Source organism: Streptomyces sp. NPDC088554, from assembly GCF_044752945.1.
GTDB lineage: Bacteria > Actinomycetota > Actinomycetes > Streptomycetales > Streptomycetaceae > Streptomyces.
The window spans coordinates 1-24,677 of the sequence record NZ_JBIVMF010000015.1 but is presented as its reverse complement, the minus strand read 5'-3'; the positions used below and the strand labels follow the sequence as shown (position 1 = coordinate 24,677).

Below are 24,677 nucleotides of genomic sequence, written 5' to 3'. Positions count from 1 at the left end.
GTGGCGTACGGCACTGACAACGCGTCGATGTCACATTCCGGCGCCCGGTCTCCGTCACCTCTGTGAAAGCGAACGAGGAGAGCGAACGAAGGAGAGCCGCACATGCCGCACATGCCTTTCACCACTCGCGCCGACACCGACAGCACCCCGCACGACACCCCGCACGACTCTCCGCGCAAGCGGACAGAAAGCTGATCCGTTCGCCATCTCGGGCCTCGACGCCACCGGCTGGCGCGAGCGCGCGGTACGGCGGCGGGAGCCGCTCGCCACCGGCCGTACGGGCTCGGTCGACCCGCCCGGCACCACCTGGCGGGCCCGGCCCCGGATCGACCGCGGCGGCGGTGTCCTCCTCGTGGGCGACGCGGTGGCGGCACCCACGGGTGCTCTCCGAGATGGCGTTCACCAACGGCGCCGAGGCGGCGTCACCGGCCGTCCGCCACGCCGTACACAGCGGGCGAACACGTTGGTTCCATGATGTTCTGGGCAGATATCTCTGATCCCGCGGCGTAGGGAAAGACCCTGATGAGCGACCCGACGCACCCCCGCACCGCCCCCCGGCCCGGCACCTCCGACACCGACCCCGAGGCGCATCGCTGGTGGGGGCTGGCCGTTATCGCGATGGCTCAGCTGATGGTCGTGCTGGACGCGACCATCGTGAATATCGCCCTGCCGTCCGCCCAGCGTGACCTGGGGCTGTCCGACGGCAACCGGCAGTGGGTGATCACCGCGTACACCCTGGCCTTCGGCGGGCTGCTGCTGCTCGGCGGGCGGGTCGCCGACCTGGTCGGCCGGAAACGTACCTTCGTCATCGGTCTCATCGGGTTCGCCGCCGCGTCCGCGTTCGGCGGTGCGGCCCAGAACCCGCCCATGCTCTTCACGGCCCGCGCGCTCCAGGGCATGTTCGCCGCGCTGCTCGCCCCCTCCGCGCTCTCCCTGCTCACCACCACCTTCAGCGACGGCAAGGAGCGCGCCAAGGCATTCGGGATCTACAGCGCCATCGCGGGCGGCGGGGCGGCCATCGGGCTGCTGCTCGGCGGGGTCCTCACCGAGTTCCTGTCCTGGCGCTGGTGTCTGTACGTCAACGTACCCATCGCCGCGCTCGCCGTCTTCGGCGCGCTGGCCCTGCTGCACGACCGGGCCGGGCACAAGGAGTCGCGGCTCGACATCCCCGGAGCGCTGCTCGGCTGCGGCGGGCTCGTCGCCCTCGTCTACGGCTTCAGCGAGGCCGAGGCGCGCGGCTGGTCGGCGCCGCTCGTCCTCGCGCTGCTGACCGGCGCGGTCGTCCTGCTCGCCGCGTTCGCCTGGTGGCAGAGGCGCGCGGCCGGTCCGCTGCTGCCGCCGCACATCATCCGCGACCGCAATCGCGCCGGGTCGGTGCTCACCATGTGTCTGACGACGATCGGGATGTTCGGGCTGTTCCTGTTCATGACGTTCTTCCTCCAGAACATCCTGGGCTACTCACCGCTCAGGACCGGTCTCGCCTTCATGCCGATGTGCGCGATGATCATCATCGGGTCGACCCAGATCGCCGCCCGACTGCTGCACTCCGTACCCCCGCGGCTGCTCATGGCACCCGGGCTGCTGCTGGCGGCGGGCGGACTGTTCAGCCTCACCTTCATCGACACCCACTCGTCGTACGCGGGCCATATCCTGCCCGGCACACTGCTGCTCGGCCTCGGCATGGGGCTCACCTTCCTGCCCGTCATGTCCGTCGCCACCTCGGGGGTCGCGCCGAAGGACGCGGGAGTCACCTCGGCGACCGTCAACACCGCGCAGCAGGTCGGCGGCTCCATCGGTACGTCCCTGCTCAACACCATCGCGACGACCAGCACCACGGCCTATGTGGCGAGCCATCTGGCCCGGGCGGCGCGGGAGGGCGGGCTCACCCCGGCGGAGCGGACCGCGCTCGTGAACACCGGCACCGTCCACGGCTTCACCGTCGCCATCGGCTGGGCGGCCGTCATCCTGACGCTCGCCGCGTTCCTCGCCCTGCTACTGGTCACCGCACACGCTCCGGCCCGACGGGAACGGGCCCTGACCGACGCTTGAGCCCGGCGCCCCCAACGCCCCGAGCGCCCCCAGCGCCCCGTCCGTCAGCCGGAACACCGTCCACTCGTCCTGCGGCAGCGCCCCCAGCGACCGGTAGAAGGCGATCGTCGGCTCGTTCCAGTTCAGCACCGACCACTCCAGGCGCTCGTAGCCGCGCTCCACACAGATCCGCGCCAGCTCGGCCAGCAGCGCCCTGCCGTGGCCGCCGCCGCGCCGGTCGGGACGTACGTACAGATCCTCCAGATAGATACCGTGGACGCCACGCCACGTGGAGAAGTTGAGGAACCAGATCGCGAACCCCACCGGCTCGCCCTCCGCCGACTCCGCGATATGCGCGTACACCGCGGGCCGCTCCCCGAACAGCGCCTCGCGCAGCTGCTCCTCGGACGCGCGCGCCTCGTCCAGGCATTTCTCGTACGCCGCCAGCTCCCGGATCATCGCGTGGAGCACCGGTACGTCGGCGATAGTGGCAGTACGAATCATGGCCCCACCCTACGAAAACCGCGGCCGTCCCCGGTGGGCCCATGCCCCCACGGCCGAACGAGCGCGCGGGGGACGACGGGGGTGACGGCGCCGAGCGTGGGTTCCCCGAAGGAAAGTTCGCGGCCAGTAGCGTGAAGCGACTACCGTTAAATGCGGCTTCCGCACGAAAGGCACCGTTATGAGCACCCACGCGCTCCATGCCGATCACACGCACCAGCACGGCGAAGGATGCGGCCACGTCGCGTTCCCGCACGCGGGCCACACCGACTACGTACACGACGGCCACCTCCACCGGGTCCACGAGGACCACGTGGACGAGTGCGAGCCGGGCGACCACACCGCACATGGCGACCACACGCACCAGCACAATGAGAAGTGCGGACACGTCGCGGTACCGCACGGCGACCACGTGGACTACGTACACGACGGCCACCGGCACGCCGGGCACGACGGACACTGGGACGACCACTGACCGTAGCCGGCACGGAACGACGCCCCGGCCCCCGCTCCAAGTGGGGACCGGGGCGCGGTGAGTACGGCATACCGCCCGCGATTTCCGTAACAGTTCCCTGTGGAACGGGTTTGCCCGGATTCCCCCGTCGGAGGCCGCGGAGCACCCGCGAGCACCGCTCCAGGGCCGGAGAAGCCAAGTCGGAGGGCAGGGGATCTCAGTCGGTGCTCACCACCGCTGTCGCGGCCCCGGTCAGCCGCACCAGGTCCGCACACGTCGTTCGGAAAACGGTGTGCGGAAGTCCGGCGCCCGCCCAGATGTGGGGGTAGTCGTCGAGGTGTTCGTCGATCAGCGTGGGCAGAGGGCCGGGGTGGCCGATCGGGGCGATACCGCCGACGCCCTGGCCGGTGACTTCGAGGACGAACTCCGGATCGGCGCGCCGGATCCTGCGGTGGGCCACGCCCCGGAGCCGGGCCAGGAGACGGGTGTCGACGCGGTGCGCGCCGCTGGTGACGACCAGCAGCGGCGCGCCGTCGACCCGGAAGACGACACTGTTGGCGATGGCACCGACGGGGCAGCCGAGTTGGGCGGCGGCCGCCGCGGCCGTCGGGGCGGGGTCGGGCAGTTCCTCGACACGATCCGGAGCGCCGTGCTCGGCCAGGACTTCGCGAACTCTCCGGACTGCCGGGTGCATGAGTGTCCCTCCGTGGGGCCGCGGCCTCGATCAGCGGGGTGGCGAGCGCGGTCGGTCCCGGTCGTTACGTGTCTGGACGGTCGGTACCGCATGGGTATAGCACGCTCGCCGGTGGCCGAGGCGGAGGGCGATCAGCCGGGGAGGCGCCGGGTGAAGCCGATGCCCTGCCCGGCGAGGCGGGCGAGCGCCTGTTCCGACTCCTCGGCGCCACGGGCCGCGCGGGTCAGCCCGGCCGGCAGGAGGCCCCGCAGGATCTGCTCCACCCCGTCGGCCAGCGGCCGGGACACACAGCGCGCCATGGCGCTCTCCACGGCGTCGCCGACGGTGTCGAGGAGGTAGTGGCCCTCCCAGCCGTCCCCCGTGTCGCTCCGCACGTCGAGAGAGACGATCAGGACCGCACGGTCGCGGTCGTTGTCGGTGGTGGGGTACCGCGTTGCCAAGTCGTCCGCCAGCGCCGCTATTCCCGCGTCGTCGCCGCGGCGCAGCTCGGCGAAGACCGGTTCCCAGGCGCGCAGCCAGCCGTCCAGACGCAGCGTGCCCCGGACGAAGGTGTCCACGTGCCAGCGCGGGGGCACCCCGTACTGGTCGATGAAAGGCACGCTGTCGCGGTTCGGGTACACCTCGAAGGTCTCCTCGCCGATCGTCTGCCGGGTAGCGGCCTCCCACGGTCTGGCGACGGTGACCCGGGCACCCTCCGCGACGTAGCGGGCGGGCGTGCGCAGTGCTCCCAGGACTCCTCGGGGTGCCCAGCTGAAGCGGTAGCGGAAGGCGTTGGGGACGGCCGGCACTCCGCCGCAGTACGACGTGAAGCGGACCCGGGCGGGGGCGTCGCCCAACCGGGCGCGGGCCCGGCCGATCAGGCTGTGCGCGAAGAGATGGTCGATACCCGGGTCCAGACCGGCCTCCGCGAGGATCACGGTTCCGTTCTTGACGGCGGCCGGGGCGAGGTCCCGCATGGTGTCGGAGACATAGCTGCCGCACGCGAAATGGGCCTGCCGGTCGACACACAGGCGCAGCAGCTCGGTGTGTTCGGCGGGGGGGAGCATCGAGACCACGATGTCCCCCGGAGCCAGTGCGGCGCTCAGCGCCGCGGGGGTGAGGGCACGGGGAGCGACGCGCCCGGACAGACCGAGCCGGTCCAGGCTCTTCCCGGCGCGTTCGGCGCTGCGGTGCCACAGCAGCACCCTCGGGGCCGCTTCGAGGACGGCCGCGAGTCCACTGCCCGTGGACAGGCCCGCGCCCGCCCAGTGAACGGTACCGGTGGAAGCGATCGGTTCGGTCACGTCCGAATCCTTTCGTCGGGATGGCCGGTGGGCGTCGGGAGCACCGCGTGGAAGCGGTCCAGGCAGCGGCCCCACACGGAGGCCGGGTCGGCGAGGCCGGGAGCGAGGTCGAGGAGGTGGGGCAGCAGGTCCGCCGAGAAGCCCCGGCTGGCCTCTTCCGGCAGCAGCGAGGGGAGGTTGTCCAGGGCGATCAGGTCCAGCCCCGGTGCCGCGCGCAGCCGGTGCACCGGCTGCTCCCAGGTGGTCACCGTGTCGTAGATCGGCAGCATGTTGCACTCGGATCCGACATCGCAGGTGACATCGCAGATGGTGGTGAGCCGGCGGTACGGTGCGTCGAGGTCGCCCGGGGTCAGGAAAGGGGTGGCCGGCACGGTGCTGTGCACGGCGTTGACCAGGAGGTCGTGTCCGAGCAGGGCCCTGCGGTCGAGGTCGCGGGTTTCGGGCAGGTCCCAGCAGACCGGCGCGGTGCCGGTGGCGGTCAGAAGGGCGTCCCGCGCGCCGCGCCCGCACCGGCCGAGCGCTCCGGTGACCAGCGCGCTGATCGCCGGGTCGCCCGCCCGGCGGGCGAGCGTGGCGTCCAGCGCGCTCTTCGTGGTGGGGGCCGGTGGCGGGACCAGCCTGCCTCTGGCGTGCAGGACCGCGAGCGCGGCCCCGACGTATCCGGCCCAGTACCCGAAAGCCGCCAGGCGGCGCCCCCGGGCATCGGTGAGTGCCTCAAGGTCGAGCAGGGCGCCGCCGCCTGCCGCGAACCGCTCCAGCAGTCGCGCGGCGCCCGGCTGTCCCTTGTAGGCGTGGCCGAACATGATGTGACGGTGCACCAGCTCCGCGGGCTCGGCGGGCAGTTCCTTCAGGCCGACGACGACGGTCTCGTGCGGTGCGCCGGTCCATGTGCCCGGTTCGGCGGTCCGGCATCCGGCCGCCACGTAGGACGACAGCGGGAACACCCGCTGTGGAGAGTCCTCGACGGTCACCGGGACACCGGCGGCGACGAGTCGGCGGGTGTCCTCCGGTGTGATCGGGGCGCGTCGTTCGCTGGCCCGGATCTCATGGCGGATCCAGAGCGGGGGGGCATCGGTCATGGCGGTCGGTGGCTCCAGGTTGTCTCGGGCACAGGGCGGGTGGCGGCGCGGCGCGCGCCACTCACACGAGGTTGGCTTCCGGTCGGGTCTCCTGAGCGCCGAACCGCTCGGTACGCAGTGGGAACACATCAACGAACGGCTCGTCGCCGAGGTAGAGGTCGCGGATCACCTCGCCCACCGCCGGGGCCTGGAGGAATCCGTGTCCGGAGAACCCGGTGGCGTACAGGAAACGCGTTGGTCCGCCGGCTTCGCCGATCAGCGCGTTGTGGTCGGGGGTGGTCTCGTAGAGTCCGGCCCAGGCGCCGGTGGCGCGCGCGTCCAGCAGGGCGGGGACGCGCCGGCTCATCGCGGAGTACAGCCGTGGCAGCCAGGCGTCGGAGACCGTGGTGCGGAAACCCGGGGTCTCCTCCGGATCGGACATACCCAGCAGAACGCCCGGACCCTCGCCATGGAAGTAGAAGCTGGTGTCGAAGTCGATCGTCATGGGAACGTCGGACGGCATACCCGGTACCGCCCCGGTGACGGCGATCTGACGGCGTAGCGGCTGCACGGGAAGGTCCACGCCCGCCATGGCGCCGACCGAAGCCGACCAGGCGCCGGCCGTGCAGATGACGTCGGGCGTGACGATCCTCCCCCGAGAGGTGAGGACCGCCGTGATGTGGGAGCCCCGTGTCTCGATGCCCGTGACCTCGCAGTGCCGGACGATCACCGCGCCGTGCCGACGGGCGGCGTCGGCGTAGCCGCGCACCACCGCTTCGGGGGTGCAGTGGCCGTCGTCCGGGGAGAAGGCGGCGGCCAACAGCCCGTCGGTGCTGATCAGTGGGGACAGCCGCCGCGCCTCGGCCGTGTCGATCATGCGGCTCGGCACGCCCAAGCCGTTCTGCAACCGTACGCCCGCCTCGAACGAGGCCACCTGCTCGGGCGTGGACAGCAGAAAGAGGTAACCCACCCTGCGCAGGCCGATGTCATGCCCCGGCTCCTCGGCGAACCGGGCGAATGCCTCCAGGCTGCGGGCGCCGAGCCGGATGTTCAGTTCGTCGGAGAACTGCGCCCGGATTCCGCCGGCGGCCTTGGAGGTGGAACCGCACCCCAGCTGGCCCCGCTCGATCAGGACCACATCACGGACACCGGCGCGGCTGAGGTGGTAGGCGACGCTGGTGCCCATGGCACCGCCGCCGATGACGACGACCGACGCGCGGCTCGGCAGGCGCCCGCCCGGCTGGGCCAGACGCCCGCTCACCGCAGGGCCGCCGCACGCTCGTCGGCGGCCCGGGCCGCGTCGACGACGGCCCAGGCCGCCGCCGCGTCCTGCAGGCCGAGCCCCACACTGAGGTAGAGGACGATGTCCCGCTCGCCGGTGCGCGCGACCTGCCTGCCGGTCAGCACCCGCCCGAGGGGGACAAGGTCACCGGGGGCGAGGTCACCATCGCGGATCGCGTCGATCACCGGGCCGGTGTGCCCGGCGGCGGTCACCGGATCGTCCACGACGACCGTGGCGGCCCGTCGTACGGTGTGCGCGTCCACTTCGCGCCGGTCGGGCGCGAACGAGCCGATGCTCACCACGGTGGTACCGGGCGCCAGCCACCGTCCGAGCAGCACCGGATCCCGGCTGAGAGTGCAGGTCACCACCATCGGCACACCGTCGACCGCCTCCCGCGCGGTCGGCACCGCCTCGGCCCGTACACCCAGTTCGGCGGTGAGCCGTTCGGCGGCCAGGACACGGTGTCTCTCGGTGGGGCTCCAGACGCGCACCGCGCGAAGCGGCCGTACCCGCGCGAAGGCACGGGCGTGGGCCAGCGCCTGGGTGCCCGAGCCGAGCAGCCCCAGCTCGCCCGCGTCCGGGAGCGCGAGCGCGTCGATGGCCACCGCGCTGGCCGCGGCGGTGCGCAGGGTCGTCACCGTCGTTCCGTCCAGTACCGCGACGATGTGCCCGGTCCCGGGGTCGAGAACGACGACGACGGCACTCACGCTGGGCAGGCCCCGCTGCTGGTTGGCGGGATTGACACTGCCGAACTTGGCGACCGCGCCGGTGTCCGCCGAGAGGCGGGACAGATAGCAGAACGTCACACTGTCGTCGAAGCGGCTGGAGTGCATGATCTTCGGTGGCAGGTCGGCGGTGCCCTGTGCGAGAGCGGTGAACGCGCGGCGCTGGGAGGCGATGGCCTCGTCCATCCCCAGCAGCGTCGTGACCTCCTCGGCCGAGCAGACGAGCGGCCGTGTCGGCATGGATCCTCCTGGTTCTCCTCGGGGGTACGGATCCGGGGGCGGGACCGGCGGCGCGGCGGCCGGTCAGCGACGCGGCGGCGGCTCGTACCGCGACGGTGGTGGCGCGGCACCCTGCTCCCGGGAGGGCGGCGGTGCCGGTACGGGCCGGGGATCGGGCGACGGGGGACGGCGGGAGAGGACGCCCGTGGTGGCGCCGGTCAGGACCAGGGCGGCGGCGAGGAGTTGTGTCCAGGTCAGGCCGCCGCTGAGCAGGACGGCGGTGGCGACGATGCTCACCACGGGTTCCAGCATGCTGCCGATGGCCGCGCGGGTCGGACCGATCAGGGTCATCCCGAGGAAGAAGCAGAGAATCGCCACGACAGTGGAGACGAGGGCGAGAGCCAGCACCCAGAGCCATCCCCGGGGGGCGAAGTCGAACCGCAAACCGCCGGTGGCCACGCCGTACAGCAGGAAGGAGACCGACGCGGACGCCGAGACGCAGGCCGTCGTCACCACCGGGTGCACACTGCCGCTCACCCGGTCGCCGTACAGGATGTAGGCGGTGTAGACCCCGGCGGAGCCGAGCACCTGCAGGACGCCGACAAGGCTCAGGTCCGCTCCGATACGGCCCAGCACGAGCGCCACTCCGGCGAAGGAGGCCAGGATCGAGCCGAGGATGGCCCACGAGGGCCGCTCCCGGCCGATGACGGACGACACGATGGCCACCAGCGCCGGGTACACGTACAGGAGCAGGGCCGCCAGCGCCGGCGAGATGTGCTTGACGGACGAGAAGTAGAGCGCCGACTGCGCCATGTACAGGACACCGCCCAGCACGATCAACCGCAACAGGTTCGCCGGGCTCGGGCGGCCGGTGCGGCGGGCGTGGCGTACCGCGAAGGGGAGGAAGACCGCTGCCGCGAGGGCGAAGCGCAGGAAGAGCAGAGTGGTGAGGGTCAGCCCGTCACGGTAGGCGCAGGTGGCGATGACGGGCATGAGTCCGAAGCCGGTCGCCGAGACCCCGATGAGCAGGTAGCCCCTTACCATCCGCGTCCTTCTCCTTGGTCGAATGAGCATCCGGACGGGACCGGGGAGCCCGGTTCCCCGCGCCGCAGCTGTGAACCGATCAGCTCCATCAGCCAGGGGACCCGGTCGTACAGTGCGAAGTGGCCGCCGTCGTGGCGGACCACGGTGCAACTACCCACGGTACGGAGTCCCCATTCCGCCATCAACGCGCCTTCCACCAAAGGATCTTGACGACCCATCAGCACAAGCAGCGGTGGAGCCGTCCGCCATGGCCTCTCCCCGGGCTCGTGGCCGAGGGTCATCCGCAGGTCGGCGCGGAAGGCCGGCAGGAAGAACCGCGCGGCGATCGACGGGCTCAGCCCGGACGGCACACTGCCGAGGGACCGGAGCTCGGCCAGCAGCTCGCCGTCGGAAAGGCCGAGAACGCGACGGGTCCACGCGGGCTGGTGGTGCGGCGGGTTACGGCCGGACACCACGACCAGCGCGGGCTCCGGCAGGCTCTTCGGCTCTCCGGCGGCGACCATCTCGTAGGCGATCAGGGCGCCCATGCTGTGCCCCAGCAGTACGTACGGCGTCCGTCCCGCGACGGCGCGCACCGTCGCGGCGAAGTCACGGGCCGCCTCCCGCACCGACCGGGCGGCGGGCACGCCGGCCCGCGCCCCGCGCCCCGCCGGTTCCAGGGGGACCACCTCGACGCCGGGCGGGGCGTGCCGGTGCCAGTCGCGAAAGGCACGGGCCGAGCCCCCGGCGTGCGGTACGCAGAACAGCCGGAGCACCGTGTCCCGGTGGTGCGGTGCGGTACGGGCGGGGGAGAGGGGCGCGGTCACTTGTGGAAGACCTGCGGGTCGGCCATGGTCACGGTGACGGTACGGGGGCGCTCCCCGGGCAGCAGAAAGGAGTTGAGGGCCCGCCGGATGCGCTGGGCCGCGTCGGGCCGCGGATCGGTCACCGCCACCTCCACCTCCAGGAAGGAGTCACCGTCGTCGCCCACCCGCACCTTCGTCACGCAGCGCACCACACCGGGCAGGGCTTGTGCGGCCTGGCGGACGGAACTCAGGCAAACCTTCTCTCCTCTGATCATCACGAAGTCCGACAGGCGGCCCCGGTAGTACAGGTAGCCGTCGTCGATGTGGAAGACGTCACCCGTCGCGACGACCCCCGGGGCGGCCAGTGTCCGCCGGGCCGACGGGGCATCGGAGATCTTGCGTACCAGCGCGGTGTCGGTGGCGACCATGAGTTCACCGGTGCCGTCGTCATCGGGCTGTTCGCGCAGCCAGACGCGCGCCCCGGGCAGCGGCAGGCCGACGGAGGCGTACCGCCCCGGGGGTTCCGCGTGCGCGGCGAGGGTGGACACACGCGGGCCCGCCTCGGTCAGCCCGTAGGTGAGATACAGCTCGCCACCGGGGCGGTCCGCCAGCAGCCGGGCCACATGATCCGGCGGAACGCGGTCACCGCCGACGGTGAGCACACGGACGGCCGACGGCGTTGTCATGGGTTCCGCCAGCAGCCGCCGGACGATCGCCGGTGTGATGGACGAGTGGGTCACACCGTGATCCGCGATCTGCTTGAGGTATCCGGCCGGTGAGAAGGGCGGTCCGGCCACCACCACCCGGGCACCGCATCCGTACGCGGCCAGTACCTGCGCGACCATGGCGTAGGAGTAGTACAGGGGCAGGCTAACCAGGACGGTGTCGCCCGCGTTCATCCCGACGGCCCGGGCGTGCCGTTCCGCGTTGCGCAGCAGCGACGAGGCGCGGTGCAGACAGGCACTGAAGGCGCCGGACGTCCCGGAGGTCGACATCAGCACGTCACCCGCCCGGTACGGGGACGGGCCCCCGCCCTCGCCCAGCAGGACCGCCGCGCCGCCCGGGACGGGGTGGACGCCCGGGGCACCGTAGCGCCGCGGGTCCGGCCGGGCGGCGATCAGGGCCCGGGCCTCCAGCCGCCGGGCCAGCCCGCGGATGCGCGACGAAGGTGTCGCGGGGGCGACGGCGAGCGGTACGAGCCCCAGCAGCAGGGCGGACAGGTAGAGGCGCAGCATGTGCAGGGAATTGGACAGCGCCAGCAGCACGGCGCTTCCGGGCGGCAGGCCGAGCGCGGCCAGCGCGGCCAGCGTGCCGTCGAGTGACGGACCGGGATGGTCCGGCGCGTCGGCCCCGGCCGAGCGGTCCAGGAACTCGGCGACCCGCCGGTGCTCCAACACGTGGTCATCCGTCGGCCGGTATCGCGGGCCGGGCGCGGAGCCGCCCCGCCGGCGCTCCGACGGATGGTCATCCGGGGCAGACATCCGTGGTGTCCCTTCGTGGCCGCGGTCGCGCGGCGACGGTCGGCGGGCCGGTCAGCAGCTTCCGGGCGTGGCCCGTGCCATCGACGCCCCTGTCGTCGGGACCACCGGCCCGGAGCACTGCGCAACCCGCCGTGTGCGAGTCGCCGTCCCGCCGGTACGCGGCCCACAGCACGTACCGGGCCCGGCCGGTGCGCAGCCAGTCCCCGGCCACGGTCAGCGCGGTGTCCGCCGCCTCGTCGGAAGGAGCCTCCAGGACCAGGGACGGCCCCCGCAGACCGAGGGTGATACAGGTGAGTCCGGCCAGGATGCCGGGGTTGGAACCCGCGAACCGCAGAGGTGACACCCGGCCCCGCAGTGTGTCCCGAGCGATCCTGCGGTGCGTGGGCAGAGCCCCACCCTCGCTGGTGACCAGCACGGCAACCTCGTCGGGCTCGGCCAGGGCCTCCTCGCGGCAGGCAGCGAGCGCTTCTTCGGCGGCGGAGACGATCAGCCAGGCGACCGGGTCGGCGTAGAAGGACGGCCTGTCGCGCGTACAGGAAGCGGGGTCGGCGACGGTCAGGCTCGCGTGTCCGGCGACCGAGAGCGGCAGGACCGGGGCGCGGTCGGCGTACCCGGACGGCGTCGTCGGAACCGGACGGTCCTCGGCGGGCGGCCCGGAGGTGAACAGCAAGCAGGCGTTGAAGCCGCCGAATCCCAGAGTGAGGCTGATGCCCACTGTCCCGTGGACCTTCTCCGGCCCCCCCGAGGGCAGGCGCAGGGACAGCCCGGGCAGCGGGGAGACGAGCCCCGGCAGCGCGGGCACGCGTCCCTCTCGCAGCGCGAGCACGGTGGCCACCGCTTCGATCGCCCCGGTGGCGCCGAGGCTGTGACCGAGCGCCCCCTTGGTGCCGAAGACCACGGGAGCGGGCTCGTCGCCGAGGTCGCCCCGGCCACCGAGGCCGCCGGCATCGCCCCGGCCATCGAGGTCGCCCCGGCCATCTGGACCGCCTCGACCACCTCGACCACCTCGACCACCGAGATCGCCGAGATCGCCGAACAGCCGCTGCACGCTGGCCGCCTCGACCTCGTCGTTGAGCGGAGTACCGGTACCGTGCGCGCAGATCACGGCCACATCGCCGAGTCCGATGCCCGACCCGGCCAGCGCGCGGCGCACCGAGGCGGTCACCGTGCGCCCCGACGGATCGGGGGCGGTCAGCCCGGAGGCGTCGTTGGCCGAACCGGCGCCCCGCAGCGTCGCGTACACCCTGGCACCCCGGCGGCGGGCCGCGGCGGCTCCTTCCAGCACCAGGAACCCCGCGCCCTCGCCGAGGGTGATGCCGTCGTGAGCCACGTCGAAGGCGCGCGCCCCGGTGGGGCTCAGCGTGCCGAGCGCGGAGTGACCGAGCCGCTTGGCCTCGGTCAGTACGTCCACCCCGCCCGCCAGACATATCCGCTCGCCGTCACCGGCACGGATCAACGCCCGGGCCACCAGCAGGCTGTCGGACCCGGCCGAGCAGGCCGTGGTGACCACCACCGGCCGCCCACGGTGGCCGAGTCGCCGGGCCGCCGCCACGGCCCACTCCCGCGCCGGATCCTCGTAGTCGACGCGGGCATCGAAACTGGTGCCCGGGACAAGGGTCAGCCGCTCGTCGCCCGCCGACAGTCCCGCGTCCTCCAGCGCCGCCGCCATGGTGCGCGCCGAGAGGGCGACTTGGCGGTCCCAGGCTTCCGCGCCGCCGGGGCGGTAGGGCGGGGAGGCCACGGAGGCGGCCAGCTCGGTGCGTAGTCGGTACGGCGACGGCACAGGGGTGACACCTGTCGCGCCCGAGCACAGCTTCTCCCACACTTCCTGGAGGCCGTCACCCAGCGGGGTCGTCCAGGCCATGCCGGTGACAACGACCTCCTGCCCGGCGCTCACCACAGCTGACGGCCCAGGTCCGCGGCCTTCCTGCGGGTCAGCGTGGCGCGGAAGGCCGCGACCCGCAGGCCGTCGACGGTCGCCTGTGACGAGAAGAAGAACGTGTTGGCGCTCAGCCGGTCGGCACGTACGTCGAAGATCACCCGGTCACCGGGGACGACGGGCCGGGTGAACCGCGATCTCACGGAGCCGATCAGCGTCAGCTCGTCGTCGGTCAGTGGCCTGGTGCTCATCTGGTAGAGGATGATCCCGGACTGGGCGAACGCCTGCATCAGATGGCTCCCCGGGTAGATCGCCCGCTCGGGGAAGTGGCCCGCGATGGCATCGAGGTTGCCGGAGACGGACAGGACGCTCTTGAGGAACACCCCGGGCTCGTGGTCGGAGATCCGGTCGATGTAGATCATCGGGTGGCGGTGGCGCAGCCACTTCTTGATCTCCGAGAAACCGAGCTGCCGGTCAGCGGCCGGCTGGTCGGCGACCGACTGCGGCTCCTGCGACCGGGGAGCGGTCGGCTCCGTTCGTGGGGCCGGCTGCGGCTCCCGCGACCGGTTGGCGACCGACTGCGGCTCCTGCGACCGGGGAGCGGTCGGCTCCGTTCGTGGGGCCGGCTGCGGCTCCCGCGACCGGTCGGCGACCGGCTGCGGCTCCTGCGACCGGGGAGCGGCCGGTTCCGTTCGTGGGGCCGGCTGCGCTGTCGTGTCGAGCTGCATCGGGGACGATTCCTTTCAGAGCGTGACGAATGACCAGGGGCAGCGGCACCGCGCCGCCGTTCGTTGGACGGACGGCCGCGAAGGTGAGGGTCCCAGCGGCCAGTTCGGCGTGTGAGCCGTCCGCCTCCTCACGCAGCAGCCTGGCGGCCACCTTGATCCGGGCGGCCCCGACGTGCTCCACGACGACCTCCCCGACGACCGCGTCCCGATACACGCTCGGCCTGCTGTAGCGCACCGAGAGGTCTGTGACGGCGAGGTCGGCGCCGAGGTCGGCGAGCCGGGTCAGTCCCGCCCCGTGTTCCTCCAGGTAGTCGAGGACGAAGGTCTCCATGAGGGAGACGTAGCGGGAGAAATGGACGACCCCGGAGGCGTCGGTGTCGACGTGCTCGATACGGCGCCCCGCTGTCCGGGACGCGGGAGCCGGGGCGTCGGCCGGCGTCACAGGGTCTCCAGGAAGCGCCGGGTGCCCTCGCCGAGCCGTTCGACGATTTCGTCCGCCTCTGCCTCGGTGGTGATCAGTGGCGGGGCGATCCGCATGGTCGGGTACACGTAGCGCAGGCCACGGGACCGCTTTCCGGCACCGGCCATGAACTCGACGTACACCCCGGCCGTGAGCAGATGGGTGCGCAGGGAGTCCAGCCGTGCCGCGGCGGTCCCGGACAGCTCCACGCCGTGCATGACGCCCAGGCCACGCGAGTGCGTGTAGGCATCGGGGAAGCGCCGGACCAGCTCGGAACGGAGCGTCCCGGTCAGCCGGACGCCCAGCCGTGCGGAATGCTCGAGCAGCCCCGCGCGCACGAGGTGGTCGATGCCGTCGTGCATCACGGCGCAGGTCAGCGGCCGCAGATCGGAGGTGGATATGGTGCCGGTGGCGCGGGCGCGCAACTCCCGGCGGGCGATGACCATGGAGGTCGACAACGCCCCCATGCCCAGGCTCTTGCCGATCACGGTGATGTCGGTGGGGACCGGACCGTCCGCGTCCCGCATGCCGAACCAGCGGCCGGTCTTCGCGAAGGTCAGCACCTCGTCGGCAACCAGCCAGGTGGCGTTGTCCGCGCACATACCGGACAGGCTCCGCAGATACCCGGGCGGGGGCAGCAGGATTCCCGCGTCCCCCTGGACGGGCTCGACGAAAACTGCGAGCAACCGTTCGGAGTTGGCGGCGAAGTACTCCTCCAGCGCGCCCGGGTCACCGAACGGAATGTGGTCCACCCGCAGGCCGTAGTCCTGCTCCGCCGCAGGGCCCGGCAGACCCACCCGGTAGTGCCTGCGGTTGAGGAACGGCAGCAGGCCATGGGTCCAGCCGTGCCAGGCACCCTCGAACGCCAGGATGGTGTCCCGCTTCTCACGCCCCGGGCGGTGGCGCAGCCGCCTGGGGTCGAATCGCGATTCGAGGATCAGCCGAAGGGCCAGTTCCAGGCCCTCGGAGCCGGAGTTGCGGCCCGCGACATGGTAGGCGTCGGCAGGGAAGTGGTCCTGCCACAGCCCTTGGGCCCCGAACAGGTGGTCCAACAGGGCGGCCCGCTCGCGCGAAGCGATTTCGTCGGTCACATAACCGGTGTCGGCGACGGCCCGCCGCAAAGAACGCCGCACGCTGTCGTGGCCGGCGCCCAGACAGGCACTGCCGTAGCCGCCACTGGCGTCGAACAGGGTGAACGTCTCACCCCTCCGGGGTCCGGCGAGCCCGACCGCCTCCAGTGCGATGCCCCGGGCTCCCAGGCAGGCGAACGGCAGGGGCGGCCGACCGTAGTGGTTGTAGTGCATGGACTGGCTTCGCTGGAGCTGGTCGAGTTCGGCCTCGGTGAGCCGGGAGCTGACTGGCGCGGACAAATGACGTCTCCGTCCCCTGGGATGTGATTGGCGGAACGTTGAGTGCGCGTATACACGGCGCCGCGTGCCTCCCCGCAGCGTCAGCCGGAGGACTGGGCGGAGCTCTCCCGCTCTTTCAGCAGCCGTTCGACGAGACTGACGACCATGCCGAGGGTCCCGAAGTTCTCGGGGGAGAAATCGTCCTCCGAGACGGTGACGCCGAAGTTCTCCTCGCACAGGACGCGCAGCTCCACGAAACCGAGCGAGTCGAGCCCGTAGACATCCCGGAGACTGTCGTCCGCGTTCATCTGGCCAGCCGGAATTTCCACCATGAGCTCGGACGACAACATCCCCTTGACGGTCTGTTCCACATTCGCTGTGCTCACTGAAGACTCCTCTTCATCGGCCGGGACAGGACAGGACGGCGGCAGAGCGGCGCGGCGCGGCGGTATAAATACGTGAGTCAGCGGTAGGCCGTACCGCGCTTCCGGGAGGACCGGCCGGTGTTCAGCACCCGGGCCGCGGCGCGTGACGCGCAGCCGGTCTCCGTCTCCGCTTCTCACTGCACGCGGCATCTGGTGCCAACCGCATCAGACACCGCCGATGGGGCAGATCGATTCGCACGGGAAGAAATAACGTGCCTGATTCAACGGGGTCCCGCGTGATCGTCTCAAGTCTCTACGGGGAGGTTGGCGCAATTACTGTCTTGCGAGCCATCACGCATTCGTCAATACCTCAACGCATATGGCCCGCTCCGCAGGTCTCGGCGGAGAACAGGGCGTTCGGACGCTTCGTTACGAGCGTCGCATTCTCGCCATGTGATCAATTGAAATCCCGTCCCGGCGGCAGCGGACGCCGCACCCCCAGGCCGTGGGGACGGACCCGGGAAACGGATCGGGGCAGTCTTGCGGTGGGCCTCCGCCACCGGGCACCCTGAGCTTCGGCTGTGGCGCGCCGCACCCGCGCGCAGACCGTCAGGTTCCGCTGTCCGCGCTTCCGGCACCTGCGCTTCCGGTGTCTGCGTTCTGGACACCTGCGCTTCCGGTGCCCGCGCTTCTGTATCTGCGCTTCCGGCACCTGTGGTCAACTCACCCTTTTTTCCGCGGATTTCGCCTTCGCGGCCCGTGTGGTACGTCCGATCACCCGCACCAGCGACGCGCATACTCCCGCGGCACCCGGCACAGCGCGACCCGGTCGGCGGCCTGGTTCACGCCGGCCCACCGTGCGGCACCGAGCCGGCATACCCGCCCCGCCCTCACAACGGAGAGGCTCCCTTGGAAACGCCGTACGAGAACCCCGCGGAGGTCGCGGCGAGATACGTCGACAGCATCGACCGCGACCGCTTGGCGGCGTCGCTGGTCGATCTGATCGGCCTGCCGAGCATCAACCCCTTCGACGCGCTGCCCCACGACAACACCGGAGAGCGAAAGGTGGCCGACTACCTTGCCGGTCGGCTCCAAAAGCTCGGGTGGGCATGCAGGACGACGGAATTCGCGCCGGGCCGCCACAACCTGATCGCACGCTTACCCGGGGCCCGAACCACCGGGCCCGGCCGCTCTCTGATGCTGGCCGGACACATGGACACCGTCGAGACGACCGGTTATCCCGGGGCCCTTGCCGGTACGGTGCGCGACGGCAGGGTGTACGGGCGCGGAGCATGCGACATGAAGGCCGCGCTCGCCTGCTATCTCGAAGTCGCGGAGGTGCTGGCCGAGCGGGCGACCCCCTTGAACGGTGAGCTGCTGATCGCCGGCGTCGGTGACGAGGAGTACCGCCAGGAGGGTGCCAAGGCACTGGGCGAGTCCGGCCTGCGCGCGGACGGCGTCATCATCGGTGAACCAACCGAACTGAAGATCTGCCACGCCGCCAAGGGGCTCGCGGCCTACGACCTGACGGTCACCGGCACGGCCACCCACGGCAGCGTGCCCCACCATGGGACCAACGCCATCCTCACGGCGGTGGACCTGTTGAATTCCTTCACCGTCTACGGGGACCGGCTCGAACATCGCCACCACCACCCGCTGCTGGGACAGCCCACCGTCAACATCGGGGTCATCGAGGGCGGCACGAAACCGAACATCGTGCCTTCGCGGTGCCGCGTCCGGTTCAGCCGCCGACTGTTGCCGGGCGAGACCCCGGCCGCCGTACGGGCAGAGATCGCAGAGGCGCTCGGCACACCGGACGACCGGCGGTCCTGGGACCTCGGCGACGCCTGGTGGACCGTCGAACCGTACGAACTTCCCGACGGCCACCCCCTCGGAGAGGTACTCCGTGCCGCCGCGGCGGCCGGCCGGGTCGCCGACACGGCCCCCCACGGCTTCCCGGCCAGCTCGGATGCCGCGTACTTCGGTTCACCGGTTCTGCTCTTCGGGCCCGGCTCGCTCGCCCAGGCACACAGCCTCGACGAATGGGTGGCCATCGACGACATGGTCACCGCGACCGCCGTCTACCTCCGCGCCGCCCTGATGATGCCGAAGCTCGCGTCCGGAACATCCGGAACATCCGGAACATCCGGAACATCCGGAACATCCGAAAGAGACGAAGCACCGTGACGTCGCACGATGACACACCGCCCGAGAAGCTCGGGAAGGTCGTACTGGCAGGCTCCGTGGGCGCGCTGGTCGAGTGGTACGACTTCGCGGTGTACGCCTACCTCGCCACGGTCATGGCCCGCCTGTTCTTCCCCACGGGCGATCCCACCACCGCGCTGCTGAACTCCCTTGCGGTGTTCGCGGTGGGCTTCGTCCTGCGCCCCGTCGGCGGCGCCGTCTTCGGTCACTACGGCGACAGGTTCGGGCGCCGAAACGCTCTGTCCGCCTCGATCATCATGATGGCGGTGGCCACGCTGGCCATTGCGGTACTGCCCACCTACGCACAGGCGGGAATGCTCGCCCCGGTGCTGCTGGTGCTCGCCCGCATGGTCCAGGGCCTGGCGGCGGGCGGCGAGTGGGGAGGCGGCACAGCCTTCCTCGTCGAATACGCGCCCGCGGGCCGAAAGGGTCTGTACGGCAGCCTCCACCAGTTCGCCACCATCCTCGGATTCGTCTGCGGGATCGTGATGAGTACGTGGGTCAACGCCGCCTTCACCCGGTCGGCGCTCGATTCCTACGGCTGGCGGATCCCCTTCCTCATCGGCGCTCTCGGCGCGCTGGCCGGCCTGCTGATACGCCTGCGGATGGAGGACACGCCCGTCTTCCGGAAGCTGGAGCGAGGCCGGTCGGTGGTGCGTGCCCCGCTCAAGGAAGCCTTTGTACGGCACCGTGGAACCGTGTTCCTGGTCATCGGCGTCGTCCTGGCGTGGACGATCGCGTACTACGCCCTGATCGGCATGCCCAGCTTCACGGCGGGAACCCTCGGGGTGCCGCTGTCCACGGCGCTCGCCTGCAATCTGATCGCCATGGTCGTCCACCTGCTGCTCCTGCCCGTCACCGGCGCCCTCTCCGACCGGATCGGGTGGAGACCGCTCCTGCTCGGCTCCACCATCGCGCTCGCCCTCGTGGCGTACCCCGTCTACCGGCTGTTGGCACAGGGCACGTTCGGTAGCCTCGTGCTCGGCCAGGTCGCCTTCGCGAGCGTCCTCGCGGTCTTTTCCGGCCCCGCCCCCGCGGCACTGGCGGAGCTGTTCCCCGCACAGGTACGGCAGAGTGCGCTCTCCATGGGATACAACATCGCCACCGCGGCCTTCGGCGGCACCGCGCCGTTCGTCGTCGCATTCCTCGCCACCCGCACCGGCGATGTCCTGGCGCCGGCCTACTACGTGATCGCAGGCGCTGTCGTGACAACCGCGGTGCTCGCCCTCACGGCCGGATCCGCGGCGCGGACAGCACCGGGAGAGAACGCTCCGCGAGCACGGCCCACACGGAAACCGGGGAACCGCACGCCGTGAACGCCCGGCACACAGCCCACGCCGCCGGCCCCGTCACCACACACCACACCCACCACCCGTTCCCGTACCGCAGGGGCCACCGACACGTACCCCCTGTCGCCTCCGCCGCGCACCAGGACCACTCGCGCACGCACCGGACCGGACCACATGATCCAGCGCACCATCACCTCCCCTCGCACCACCCCAGAACAAGAGAAAGGCCGGGTCGGACAGGTCCGGCCCGGCTTCCCACGGAGCCTCCCGCCGGATTCGAACCGACGATCCACGCATAAAAAGTGCCCGGGGTTCACTCCGAGCCACTCCGGCTCACTCCGGCTCACTCCGGAAAGCCTGGTCGGGCCCGATCTTTCGGGCCTTTTCCTCCGGCTCGCTCCAAGGGTTCCAAGGGCGGATGCCCACCCGGCCTCAGCTGGCCATACACCATTCCCCCGCATTCAGCTGGATCCAGAGACCGTCGCCGACCATCCGGTGCAGGTACACGTTCATCTCATCCACCAGCTGCGGAGTGACGTGACCTTTACGCAGGCTCCACACGAGGCGGCCGTCGTCCTCGCCAGGAGAGCAGAGCTCGCCCGGCAGCAGCCGACGCGCAGGAACGATTTTCCAAACGGCTTCGGCGATCCCAAGGTTTTCGGCCGGACGCTCCAGCCTGCCGAAATCACTGTCACCGCCCCAGGTCTGCACCCACCGCTGCTGCCGGACCAGCACCGTGCGATATTTCTCGGCAAGCGGGTCCCTCATCTCATCAGTGATGTGGGACTGCCCGATCCGCGACCTGATCCAGCCAGGCCCCTCATCGAGGAAGACTGCGCGGCCCTGGGGCAGCTCGCTGTCCGGGACCACTTCACTGATAACTCGCGAGGCCCTGATGATCATTTCTTTTCCTGTCGCGCCGGTTCCGCTCAAAAGCTGACAAAGCGTCAGTGATCGATTTCATTTTCGATACCACGAAGGGACATCTTGCACAAAAGTAAAAGTTTTCGCCAGCAGATACTAAAGACCGGAAATAATGATCTTGATGAGCTATTCCCCCTCGCCTGCCCGACACTGACAGTGAGGCATGACAGAGCCCGGGCCGTTCCGCGACAGGAGCATGATCCGGCCGGGGCTCTCGTCCCGTCCGCGGTTCACTGCCGGCAGCGGGAGCGCGGCGATCTCGGTGGTACGCGGGGATCGGCTTCCGGTTCGGCTGTCTCGGGTACGCCCCCGCGATCGCGTTCGAGAAGCGATGCCGCGACTACAGCTTCGAGGCGGGAGAGCTGCGGATGCTCGCCAGCCCGGTTCGGGTGCCCGAGGCCGACGGCACGTTCATCGAGCTGGACACCCTTCGCGGAAGAACACGACGTCGACGCGGCACCGACCGACGTGTGCGCCGTCCCGGCCGGTCTCGGCATCACAGACACGGATCCGACGTGAGAGAAGTACACGGACACGGTCCGCCTCGCCCGGACACGACGAAGCGCCTCTCCACCCGGCCCGAAGACCGGACGGAGGGGCTTGGCGGGGGCTGCCGGATTCGAACCAGCGTCCTCTTCCATGCCGTACGGGCGCACTACCTCTGCGCTACGACCCCACCGCGACGCGATCACCATCAGACCGCGCGCGGTGCGTACAGCTCAGCGGTAGAGAGCGATGACGCTGGTGCCGACACCAGCCAGACCCGCCAGGACGGCGAGGCCGGGAAGCGGCCAGCGGGCTCGTTCGAGGGCGGCGAGGCGGGTCTCCAGCTCGGCGATGTCCTTCTCCGTCTGCCCCGTGCGCTGGAGCGCGGTGTCCAGGCGGCCGTTCAGCTCGGCGAATCCGGTCGTGACCGCACCTCTCAGTCTCTCCAGTTCGAGGGCGGCGTTCGCCGACTCGGGCGGGATCATCATCTACATCCCCCTCACGAGCGACGCGGAGTTGGCGACGTCCCGCCACCTGGCGGCCAGGCCCTTCAACAGGGCGCCCGCCGCCGGGCCGCCGAGCGCGGCGGCCTGCCACATCGCCAGGTCGAACGGGGCGGTGAGGCCCCGGCCGCCGACGGACGCCTGGAGGAACGTCGACAGCACCCGCTCGGCCAGGTCGCGGGCGTAGGTCCGGGCGGACTTCAGGACAGCGCTCACCTGCGGGGGAAGCGAAAGATCAGACATGGAGGGTTCCTTCAGGAGGTGACGGTGAAGCCGCGCGCGCAGGCGAGGTTGGTGAGTGATGCCTTGCCGGGTATGCGGTCGGCGGCGCCACCGGTGCAGCCGAAGCGGCGCCGCCATGCGACGCAGACCCGGACGGTGGCGGCGCCGAAGTGCCGATTCTCGCCTCGCTCCACCTTTGACAGGTGCCCTGGGCCAATGGCGGAGCGCTGGGCAACGGTCCTCGGGCTGAGCCCATGTGCGACCCGGACCGCGCGCGGCGCCAGGAGATCCTGCAGCGAGGATGGTTTTCCTTGCATGGCTGAAACCTAACCATGCACATGGCCTACAGGCAACTAAATCCGACGCCACCGATGGATCATCCTTGTTCGGGCGTTGCCCAGCGGCCTACACTGCGGGGATGCCGAAGGCCACTCCCTCCCCCATCCCCACCGCCCGAGCCGCGTTCCGGACGGCGAATGAGGTCGTCGCGTACAACCTGGCCCGGGCTCGTCGGACCAGAGGATGGACTCAAGCCGAAGCCGCCGACCGACTGCAAAAGAAAAGCGGAAAAACGTGGAACGCGGCCACCCTGGGGGCAGCCGAGCGGACAGCGAAACTTGGCCGAACACGCCAGTTCGACGCCAATGAACTACTCACATTCAGTCTCGTTTTCGATCAACCGATCGCGTATTTTTTTCTCCCACCAGATATCGATGAAGAAGAAGTTGTAGTTTTTCTTCACAATCGCGTGGAAGACTCTTCTGCCGCACCCTCCGGGGTTGACGAACAAGAGCTGCTGCGGGGCGCCATCCCACTCAAGTTCTCTGCCGAGCTGATCGATGGAGTAAACCGAGTTCTCGCCAAGAGGGACCAGACCTGGAGCCCTGGAACGGCCAGAATCGAGGGGTTCAGGCCAGAGGAAACCGTTGGCTGGAGTGACGCCACGACTTCTGAGGAGCCCCACCAACATACTGGGCAAGCGAAGCAGACATCGCGCATTGAACGCCTTACAGATGATGCCATTGGGGCGGCGGATACCGACAGCCACAGCACAATCCGACACTTCGCGACCGACGCTGTACACAAAATTTTTGCGGAGGAATTTGACGCCCTGACAAATGCGATCACAGAGAAGGTTGTGCGGCGCCTTCAAAGAGAAATCAGATGATAACCCTGCCCCGGACACGCGAGGAGAGGGAAAGTCCCATGAAAGGTTCGATACACACGCCGCTACTGCCGCAGTGACGACGGGAAGCCGCTCGGCAGTTCCTGCCCGCGACGCAGGACGACCGCCCAGGACTGGGACCACAGCAAGCCGATCAGCCCGCGCCCGACGCCGACGCCGCATCCGGTAAAAGCAAAAGCCCCAGGTCACGGCGAGTGAGTCCTGAGGCTTCTACAGAGCCGCCTTCGGGATTCGAACCCGAGACCTACGCATTACGAGACCGTGAGCGTTCGTGTTGCGTGGTGCCCGGTCATGCCGCCGGGTGACGTTTCGCCTGATCAGAGTACGTGCGGCTGATTGGTCTGTGCTCCCTCGTATTACGTCGTCCAAAGGCGTCCGGCCACCGGCTGGCCACCAGAGGGGGCACCGATGACGATACGAAGAGGCACCACGCGGGTTGTAGGTCTTCCACAATGCCTCCTGCAGCCAGTCCTGTTCCCTGCGGAACCACTCCCAAGAGCGCTTCAACCGTAGCCGGTACGGACCGTCTTGCTGGTAAGTGGTCACCGCCCGCAGGTTCACGTCCGCCGACTGATCGCTCCGCCGCCGGGTCTGGCGACGCCTGTCTCAGGCCAGAGACTCCTCATCCATTCCCGGCCTCACCGGAGACAAGGCGCTGGCACTCGCCTCCCTCGTGGCGGCTGGACGCTGACACCCCCGAACTCGTCGCTGATGCTACGCCAGGAGCTCTCGTCACCGTGCGTGATGCTGGGTGGGTGCGGTGCACCGTCCCAAGACAGGGCGGCTCCTCCTCCGTCTGGAATACCTCTCTGCCCGTTTTGATTGCTTTCCCTTGTACTGATCGTGGGAGGGGAACGCTGGTGGCCGACCTGATGCTGTTCCGGCAGGATGCCGATGGCCGGGATGTCGAGCTTCATGGCTCGACGGTGGCGCTGGAGGTGGAACTGCAGCGTCGAGTCGAGGCGGGGATGGAGGCGATGCTCGGCATCCGGTTCCTGGCTTCGGAGTACCCGACCGGACCGTGGCACCGAGGTCGGATCGACACGCTCGGGCTCGACGAGAACAACACCCCCGTGGTGATCGAGTATAAGAAGGGCTCCGACAGCGGCATCATGTCGCAGGCCGTCTCCTACCTGTCGTGGCTGGACTCGGCACGTCACGAGTTCGAGGCCCTGGTCAAGGGGAAACTGGGCACCGAGGCGGCCGAGGCGATCGACTGGCGGAACCCGCGGATGGTCTGTATCGCGGCCAGCTTCTCGCACCACGACCGGGTCGCGGTGCACCGTCTGCACGAGCAGATCGACCTCGTGCGCTACCGCATCTTCGACGGCGGGCTGCTGGGCCTGGTGCTGGTCGAGTCCGCCCTGGGTTCTCCCCGTACCGTACTGACTCGGCGTCAGCGGCAGGAAAGGAAGAAGGCCGGTACTAGCGGCAAGGCCGTGAAGTTTGCGGGTTGGGTTGGGTTGTCAAGGGCCTGCGGGCGCGAGGATTTCGATGCGGGTGGTGGCTTTGTAGCTGGTCCGGTCG

The 24,677-nt window shown here is 70.2% G+C and carries 23 protein-coding genes and 1 pseudogene; 6 read left to right on the top strand and 18 right to left on the bottom strand.

From position 1 onward, the window contains the following. Window positions 1–522 precede the first annotated feature (522 nt). Window positions 523–2,049: an MFS transporter gene (locus ACIP8W_RS18825; protein ID WP_402149351.1), complete on the top strand. Its 1,527-nt coding sequence runs from the start codon at window positions 523–525 to the stop codon at window positions 2,047–2,049. On the opposite strand, the gene ACIP8W_RS18820 is transcribed toward ACIP8W_RS18825, so the two are convergent. Further along, window positions 1,993–2,532 carry a GNAT family N-acetyltransferase gene (locus ACIP8W_RS18820; protein ID WP_402203742.1) on the bottom strand — a complete coding sequence of 180 codons (540 nt, stop codon included), beginning with the start codon at window positions 2,530–2,532 and terminating at the stop codon, window positions 1,993–1,995. The two genes, ACIP8W_RS18825 and ACIP8W_RS18820, sit on opposite strands and share 57 nt — an antisense overlap. A gap of 178 nt (window positions 2,533–2,710) precedes the next feature. On the opposite strand from ACIP8W_RS18820, the gene ACIP8W_RS18815 reads away from it, so the two are divergent. Then, window positions 2,711–3,004 (top strand): hypothetical protein, encoded by a 294-nt coding sequence (locus ACIP8W_RS18815; RefSeq protein WP_401950581.1) that lies wholly within the window; start codon window positions 2,711–2,713, stop codon window positions 3,002–3,004. Window positions 3,005–3,200: 196 nt separating this feature from the next. Here the strand turns inward: ACIP8W_RS18815 and ACIP8W_RS18810 are convergent, their stop codons facing one another. The 13 genes from ACIP8W_RS18810 to ACIP8W_RS18750 form a co-directional block, all read right to left on the bottom strand. Beyond that, window positions 3,201–3,677 carry a YbaK/EbsC family protein gene (locus ACIP8W_RS18810; RefSeq protein ID WP_401950578.1) on the bottom strand — a complete coding sequence of 159 codons (477 nt, stop codon included), beginning with the start codon at window positions 3,675–3,677 and terminating at the stop codon, window positions 3,201–3,203. Between the two features lie 131 nt (window positions 3,678–3,808). Beyond that, window positions 3,809–4,960 (bottom strand): saccharopine dehydrogenase family protein, encoded by a 1,152-nt coding sequence (locus tag ACIP8W_RS18805; protein ID WP_401950575.1) that lies wholly within the window; start codon window positions 4,958–4,960, stop codon window positions 3,809–3,811. Next, window positions 4,957–6,039 carry a saccharopine dehydrogenase gene (locus tag ACIP8W_RS18800; protein ID WP_402149347.1) on the bottom strand — a complete coding sequence of 361 codons (1,083 nt, stop codon included), beginning with the start codon at window positions 6,037–6,039 and terminating at the stop codon, window positions 4,957–4,959. Before ACIP8W_RS18800 ends, ACIP8W_RS18805 begins: the two co-directional genes overlap by 4 nt. A gap of 61 nt (window positions 6,040–6,100) precedes the next feature. Continuing rightward, the gene (locus ACIP8W_RS18795) at window positions 6,101–7,246 is read right to left on the bottom strand and encodes an NAD(P)/FAD-dependent oxidoreductase (protein ID WP_402203831.1); all 1,146 of its coding nucleotides are present in this window, start codon (window positions 7,244–7,246) and stop codon (window positions 6,101–6,103) included. Between the two features lie 29 nt (window positions 7,247–7,275). Next, window positions 7,276–8,265: an ornithine cyclodeaminase family protein gene (locus ACIP8W_RS18790; RefSeq protein ID WP_401950569.1), complete on the bottom strand. Its 990-nt coding sequence runs from the start codon at window positions 8,263–8,265 to the stop codon at window positions 7,276–7,278. Window positions 8,266–8,328: 63 nt separating this feature from the next. Further along, complete coding sequence (locus tag ACIP8W_RS18785) at window positions 8,329–9,288, bottom strand: DMT family transporter (protein ID WP_402203739.1); 960 nt, start codon at window positions 9,286–9,288, stop codon at window positions 8,329–8,331. After that, window positions 9,282–10,094 (bottom strand): thioesterase II family protein, encoded by an 813-nt coding sequence (locus tag ACIP8W_RS18780; protein WP_402203737.1) that lies wholly within the window; start codon window positions 10,092–10,094, stop codon window positions 9,282–9,284. The genes ACIP8W_RS18785 and ACIP8W_RS18780 overlap by 7 nt, the downstream gene beginning before the upstream one ends. Beyond that, the gene (locus ACIP8W_RS18775; RefSeq protein WP_401950561.1) at window positions 10,091–11,470 is read right to left on the bottom strand and encodes a class I adenylate-forming enzyme family protein; all 1,380 of its coding nucleotides are present in this window, start codon (window positions 11,468–11,470) and stop codon (window positions 10,091–10,093) included. Before ACIP8W_RS18775 ends, ACIP8W_RS18780 begins: the two co-directional genes overlap by 4 nt. Before the next feature lie 67 nt (window positions 11,471–11,537). After that, on the bottom strand, window positions 11,538–13,451 hold the full coding sequence (locus tag ACIP8W_RS18770; protein ID WP_402203735.1) for a beta-ketoacyl synthase N-terminal-like domain-containing protein: 1,914 nt from the start codon (window positions 13,449–13,451) through the stop codon (window positions 11,538–11,540). Beyond that, window positions 13,448–13,873, bottom strand: a complete 426-nt coding sequence (locus ACIP8W_RS18765) for a 3-hydroxyacyl-ACP dehydratase FabZ family protein (protein WP_401951275.1) — start codon at window positions 13,871–13,873, stop codon at window positions 13,448–13,450. The genes ACIP8W_RS18770 and ACIP8W_RS18765 overlap by 4 nt, the downstream gene beginning before the upstream one ends. A 34-nt stretch (window positions 13,874–13,907) precedes the next feature. Further along, a complete protein-coding gene (locus tag ACIP8W_RS18760) occupies window positions 13,908–14,603 on the bottom strand; it encodes an acyl-CoA thioesterase (RefSeq protein WP_402203734.1) in 696 nt (231 codons plus the stop codon). Then, window positions 14,600–15,991 carry an aminotransferase class III-fold pyridoxal phosphate-dependent enzyme gene (locus tag ACIP8W_RS18755; protein ID WP_401950553.1) on the bottom strand — a complete coding sequence of 464 codons (1,392 nt, stop codon included), beginning with the start codon at window positions 15,989–15,991 and terminating at the stop codon, window positions 14,600–14,602. The genes ACIP8W_RS18760 and ACIP8W_RS18755 overlap by 4 nt, the downstream gene beginning before the upstream one ends. Before the next feature lie 80 nt (window positions 15,992–16,071). Further along, window positions 16,072–16,356, bottom strand: a complete 285-nt coding sequence (locus tag ACIP8W_RS18750) for an acyl carrier protein (protein ID WP_401950550.1) — start codon at window positions 16,354–16,356, stop codon at window positions 16,072–16,074. An 888-nt stretch (window positions 16,357–17,244) separates the two neighbouring features. Here ACIP8W_RS18750 and ACIP8W_RS18745 point away from each other — a divergent pair. Both ACIP8W_RS18745 and ACIP8W_RS18740 read left to right on the top strand, forming a co-directional pair. Then, window positions 17,245–18,522 carry a M20 family metallopeptidase gene (locus tag ACIP8W_RS18745; protein WP_402203732.1) on the top strand — a complete coding sequence of 426 codons (1,278 nt, stop codon included), beginning with the start codon at window positions 17,245–17,247 and terminating at the stop codon, window positions 18,520–18,522. Next, complete coding sequence (locus tag ACIP8W_RS18740) at window positions 18,519–19,856, top strand: MFS transporter (protein WP_401950544.1); 1,338 nt, start codon at window positions 18,519–18,521, stop codon at window positions 19,854–19,856. Before ACIP8W_RS18745 ends, ACIP8W_RS18740 begins: the two co-directional genes overlap by 4 nt. A 405-nt stretch (window positions 19,857–20,261) precedes the next feature. Here the strand turns inward: ACIP8W_RS18740 and ACIP8W_RS18735 are convergent, their stop codons facing one another. From ACIP8W_RS18735 to ACIP8W_RS18720, 4 genes are all read right to left on the bottom strand, one after another. Beyond that, window positions 20,262–20,732 carry a hypothetical protein gene (locus tag ACIP8W_RS18735; RefSeq protein ID WP_401950541.1) on the bottom strand — a complete coding sequence of 157 codons (471 nt, stop codon included), beginning with the start codon at window positions 20,730–20,732 and terminating at the stop codon, window positions 20,262–20,264. A 740-nt stretch (window positions 20,733–21,472) separates the two neighbouring features. Then, window positions 21,473–21,727 (bottom strand): hypothetical protein, encoded by a 255-nt coding sequence (locus ACIP8W_RS18730; RefSeq protein ID WP_401950538.1) that lies wholly within the window; start codon window positions 21,725–21,727, stop codon window positions 21,473–21,475. Next, window positions 21,728–21,985 (bottom strand): hypothetical protein, encoded by a 258-nt coding sequence (locus ACIP8W_RS18725; protein ID WP_402203730.1) that lies wholly within the window; start codon window positions 21,983–21,985, stop codon window positions 21,728–21,730. An 11-nt stretch (window positions 21,986–21,996) separates the two neighbouring features. After that, entirely contained in the window at window positions 21,997–22,158 is a 162-nt protein-coding gene (locus ACIP8W_RS18720) for a hypothetical protein (protein ID WP_401950532.1), read from the bottom strand. Window positions 22,159–22,382: 224 nt separating this feature from the next. Here ACIP8W_RS18720 and ACIP8W_RS18715 point away from each other — a divergent pair, with 224 nt between their 5' ends. Beyond that, complete coding sequence (locus tag ACIP8W_RS18715) at window positions 22,383–23,132, top strand: hypothetical protein (RefSeq protein WP_401950529.1); 750 nt, start codon at window positions 22,383–22,385, stop codon at window positions 23,130–23,132. An 878-nt stretch (window positions 23,133–24,010) separates the two neighbouring features. Next, window positions 24,011–24,677: pseudogene (locus ACIP8W_RS18710) on the top strand (hypothetical protein); the annotation flags it as partial.

Coding starts and splice junctions, on each gene's coding strand:
- ACIP8W_RS18825 (WP_402149351.1), top strand. CDS start 523: ATGAGCGACCCGACGCACCCCCGCACCGCCCCCCGGCCCGGCACCTCC.
- ACIP8W_RS18820 (WP_402203742.1), bottom strand. CDS start 2,532: ATGATTCGTACTGCCACTATCGCCGACGTACCGGTGCTCCACGCGATG.
- ACIP8W_RS18815 (WP_401950581.1), top strand. CDS start 2,711: ATGAGCACCCACGCGCTCCATGCCGATCACACGCACCAGCACGGCGAA.
- ACIP8W_RS18810 (WP_401950578.1), bottom strand. CDS start 3,677: ATGCACCCGGCAGTCCGGAGAGTTCGCGAAGTCCTGGCCGAGCACGGC.
- ACIP8W_RS18800 (WP_402149347.1), bottom strand. CDS start 6,039: ATGACCGATGCCCCCCCGCTCTGGATCCGCCATGAGATCCGGGCCAGC.
- ACIP8W_RS18790 (WP_401950569.1), bottom strand. CDS start 8,265: ATGCCGACACGGCCGCTCGTCTGCTCGGCCGAGGAGGTCACGACGCTG.
- ACIP8W_RS18785 (WP_402203739.1), bottom strand. CDS start 9,288: ATGGTAAGGGGCTACCTGCTCATCGGGGTCTCGGCGACCGGCTTCGGA.
- ACIP8W_RS18735 (WP_401950541.1), bottom strand. CDS start 20,732: ATGATCATCAGGGCCTCGCGAGTTATCAGTGAAGTGGTCCCGGACAGC.
- ACIP8W_RS18730 (WP_401950538.1), bottom strand. CDS start 21,727: ATGATGATCCCGCCCGAGTCGGCGAACGCCGCCCTCGAACTGGAGAGA.
- ACIP8W_RS18725 (WP_402203730.1), bottom strand. CDS start 21,985: ATGTCTGATCTTTCGCTTCCCCCGCAGGTGAGCGCTGTCCTGAAGTCC.
- ACIP8W_RS18715 (WP_401950529.1), top strand. CDS start 22,383: ATGCCGAAGGCCACTCCCTCCCCCATCCCCACCGCCCGAGCCGCGTTC.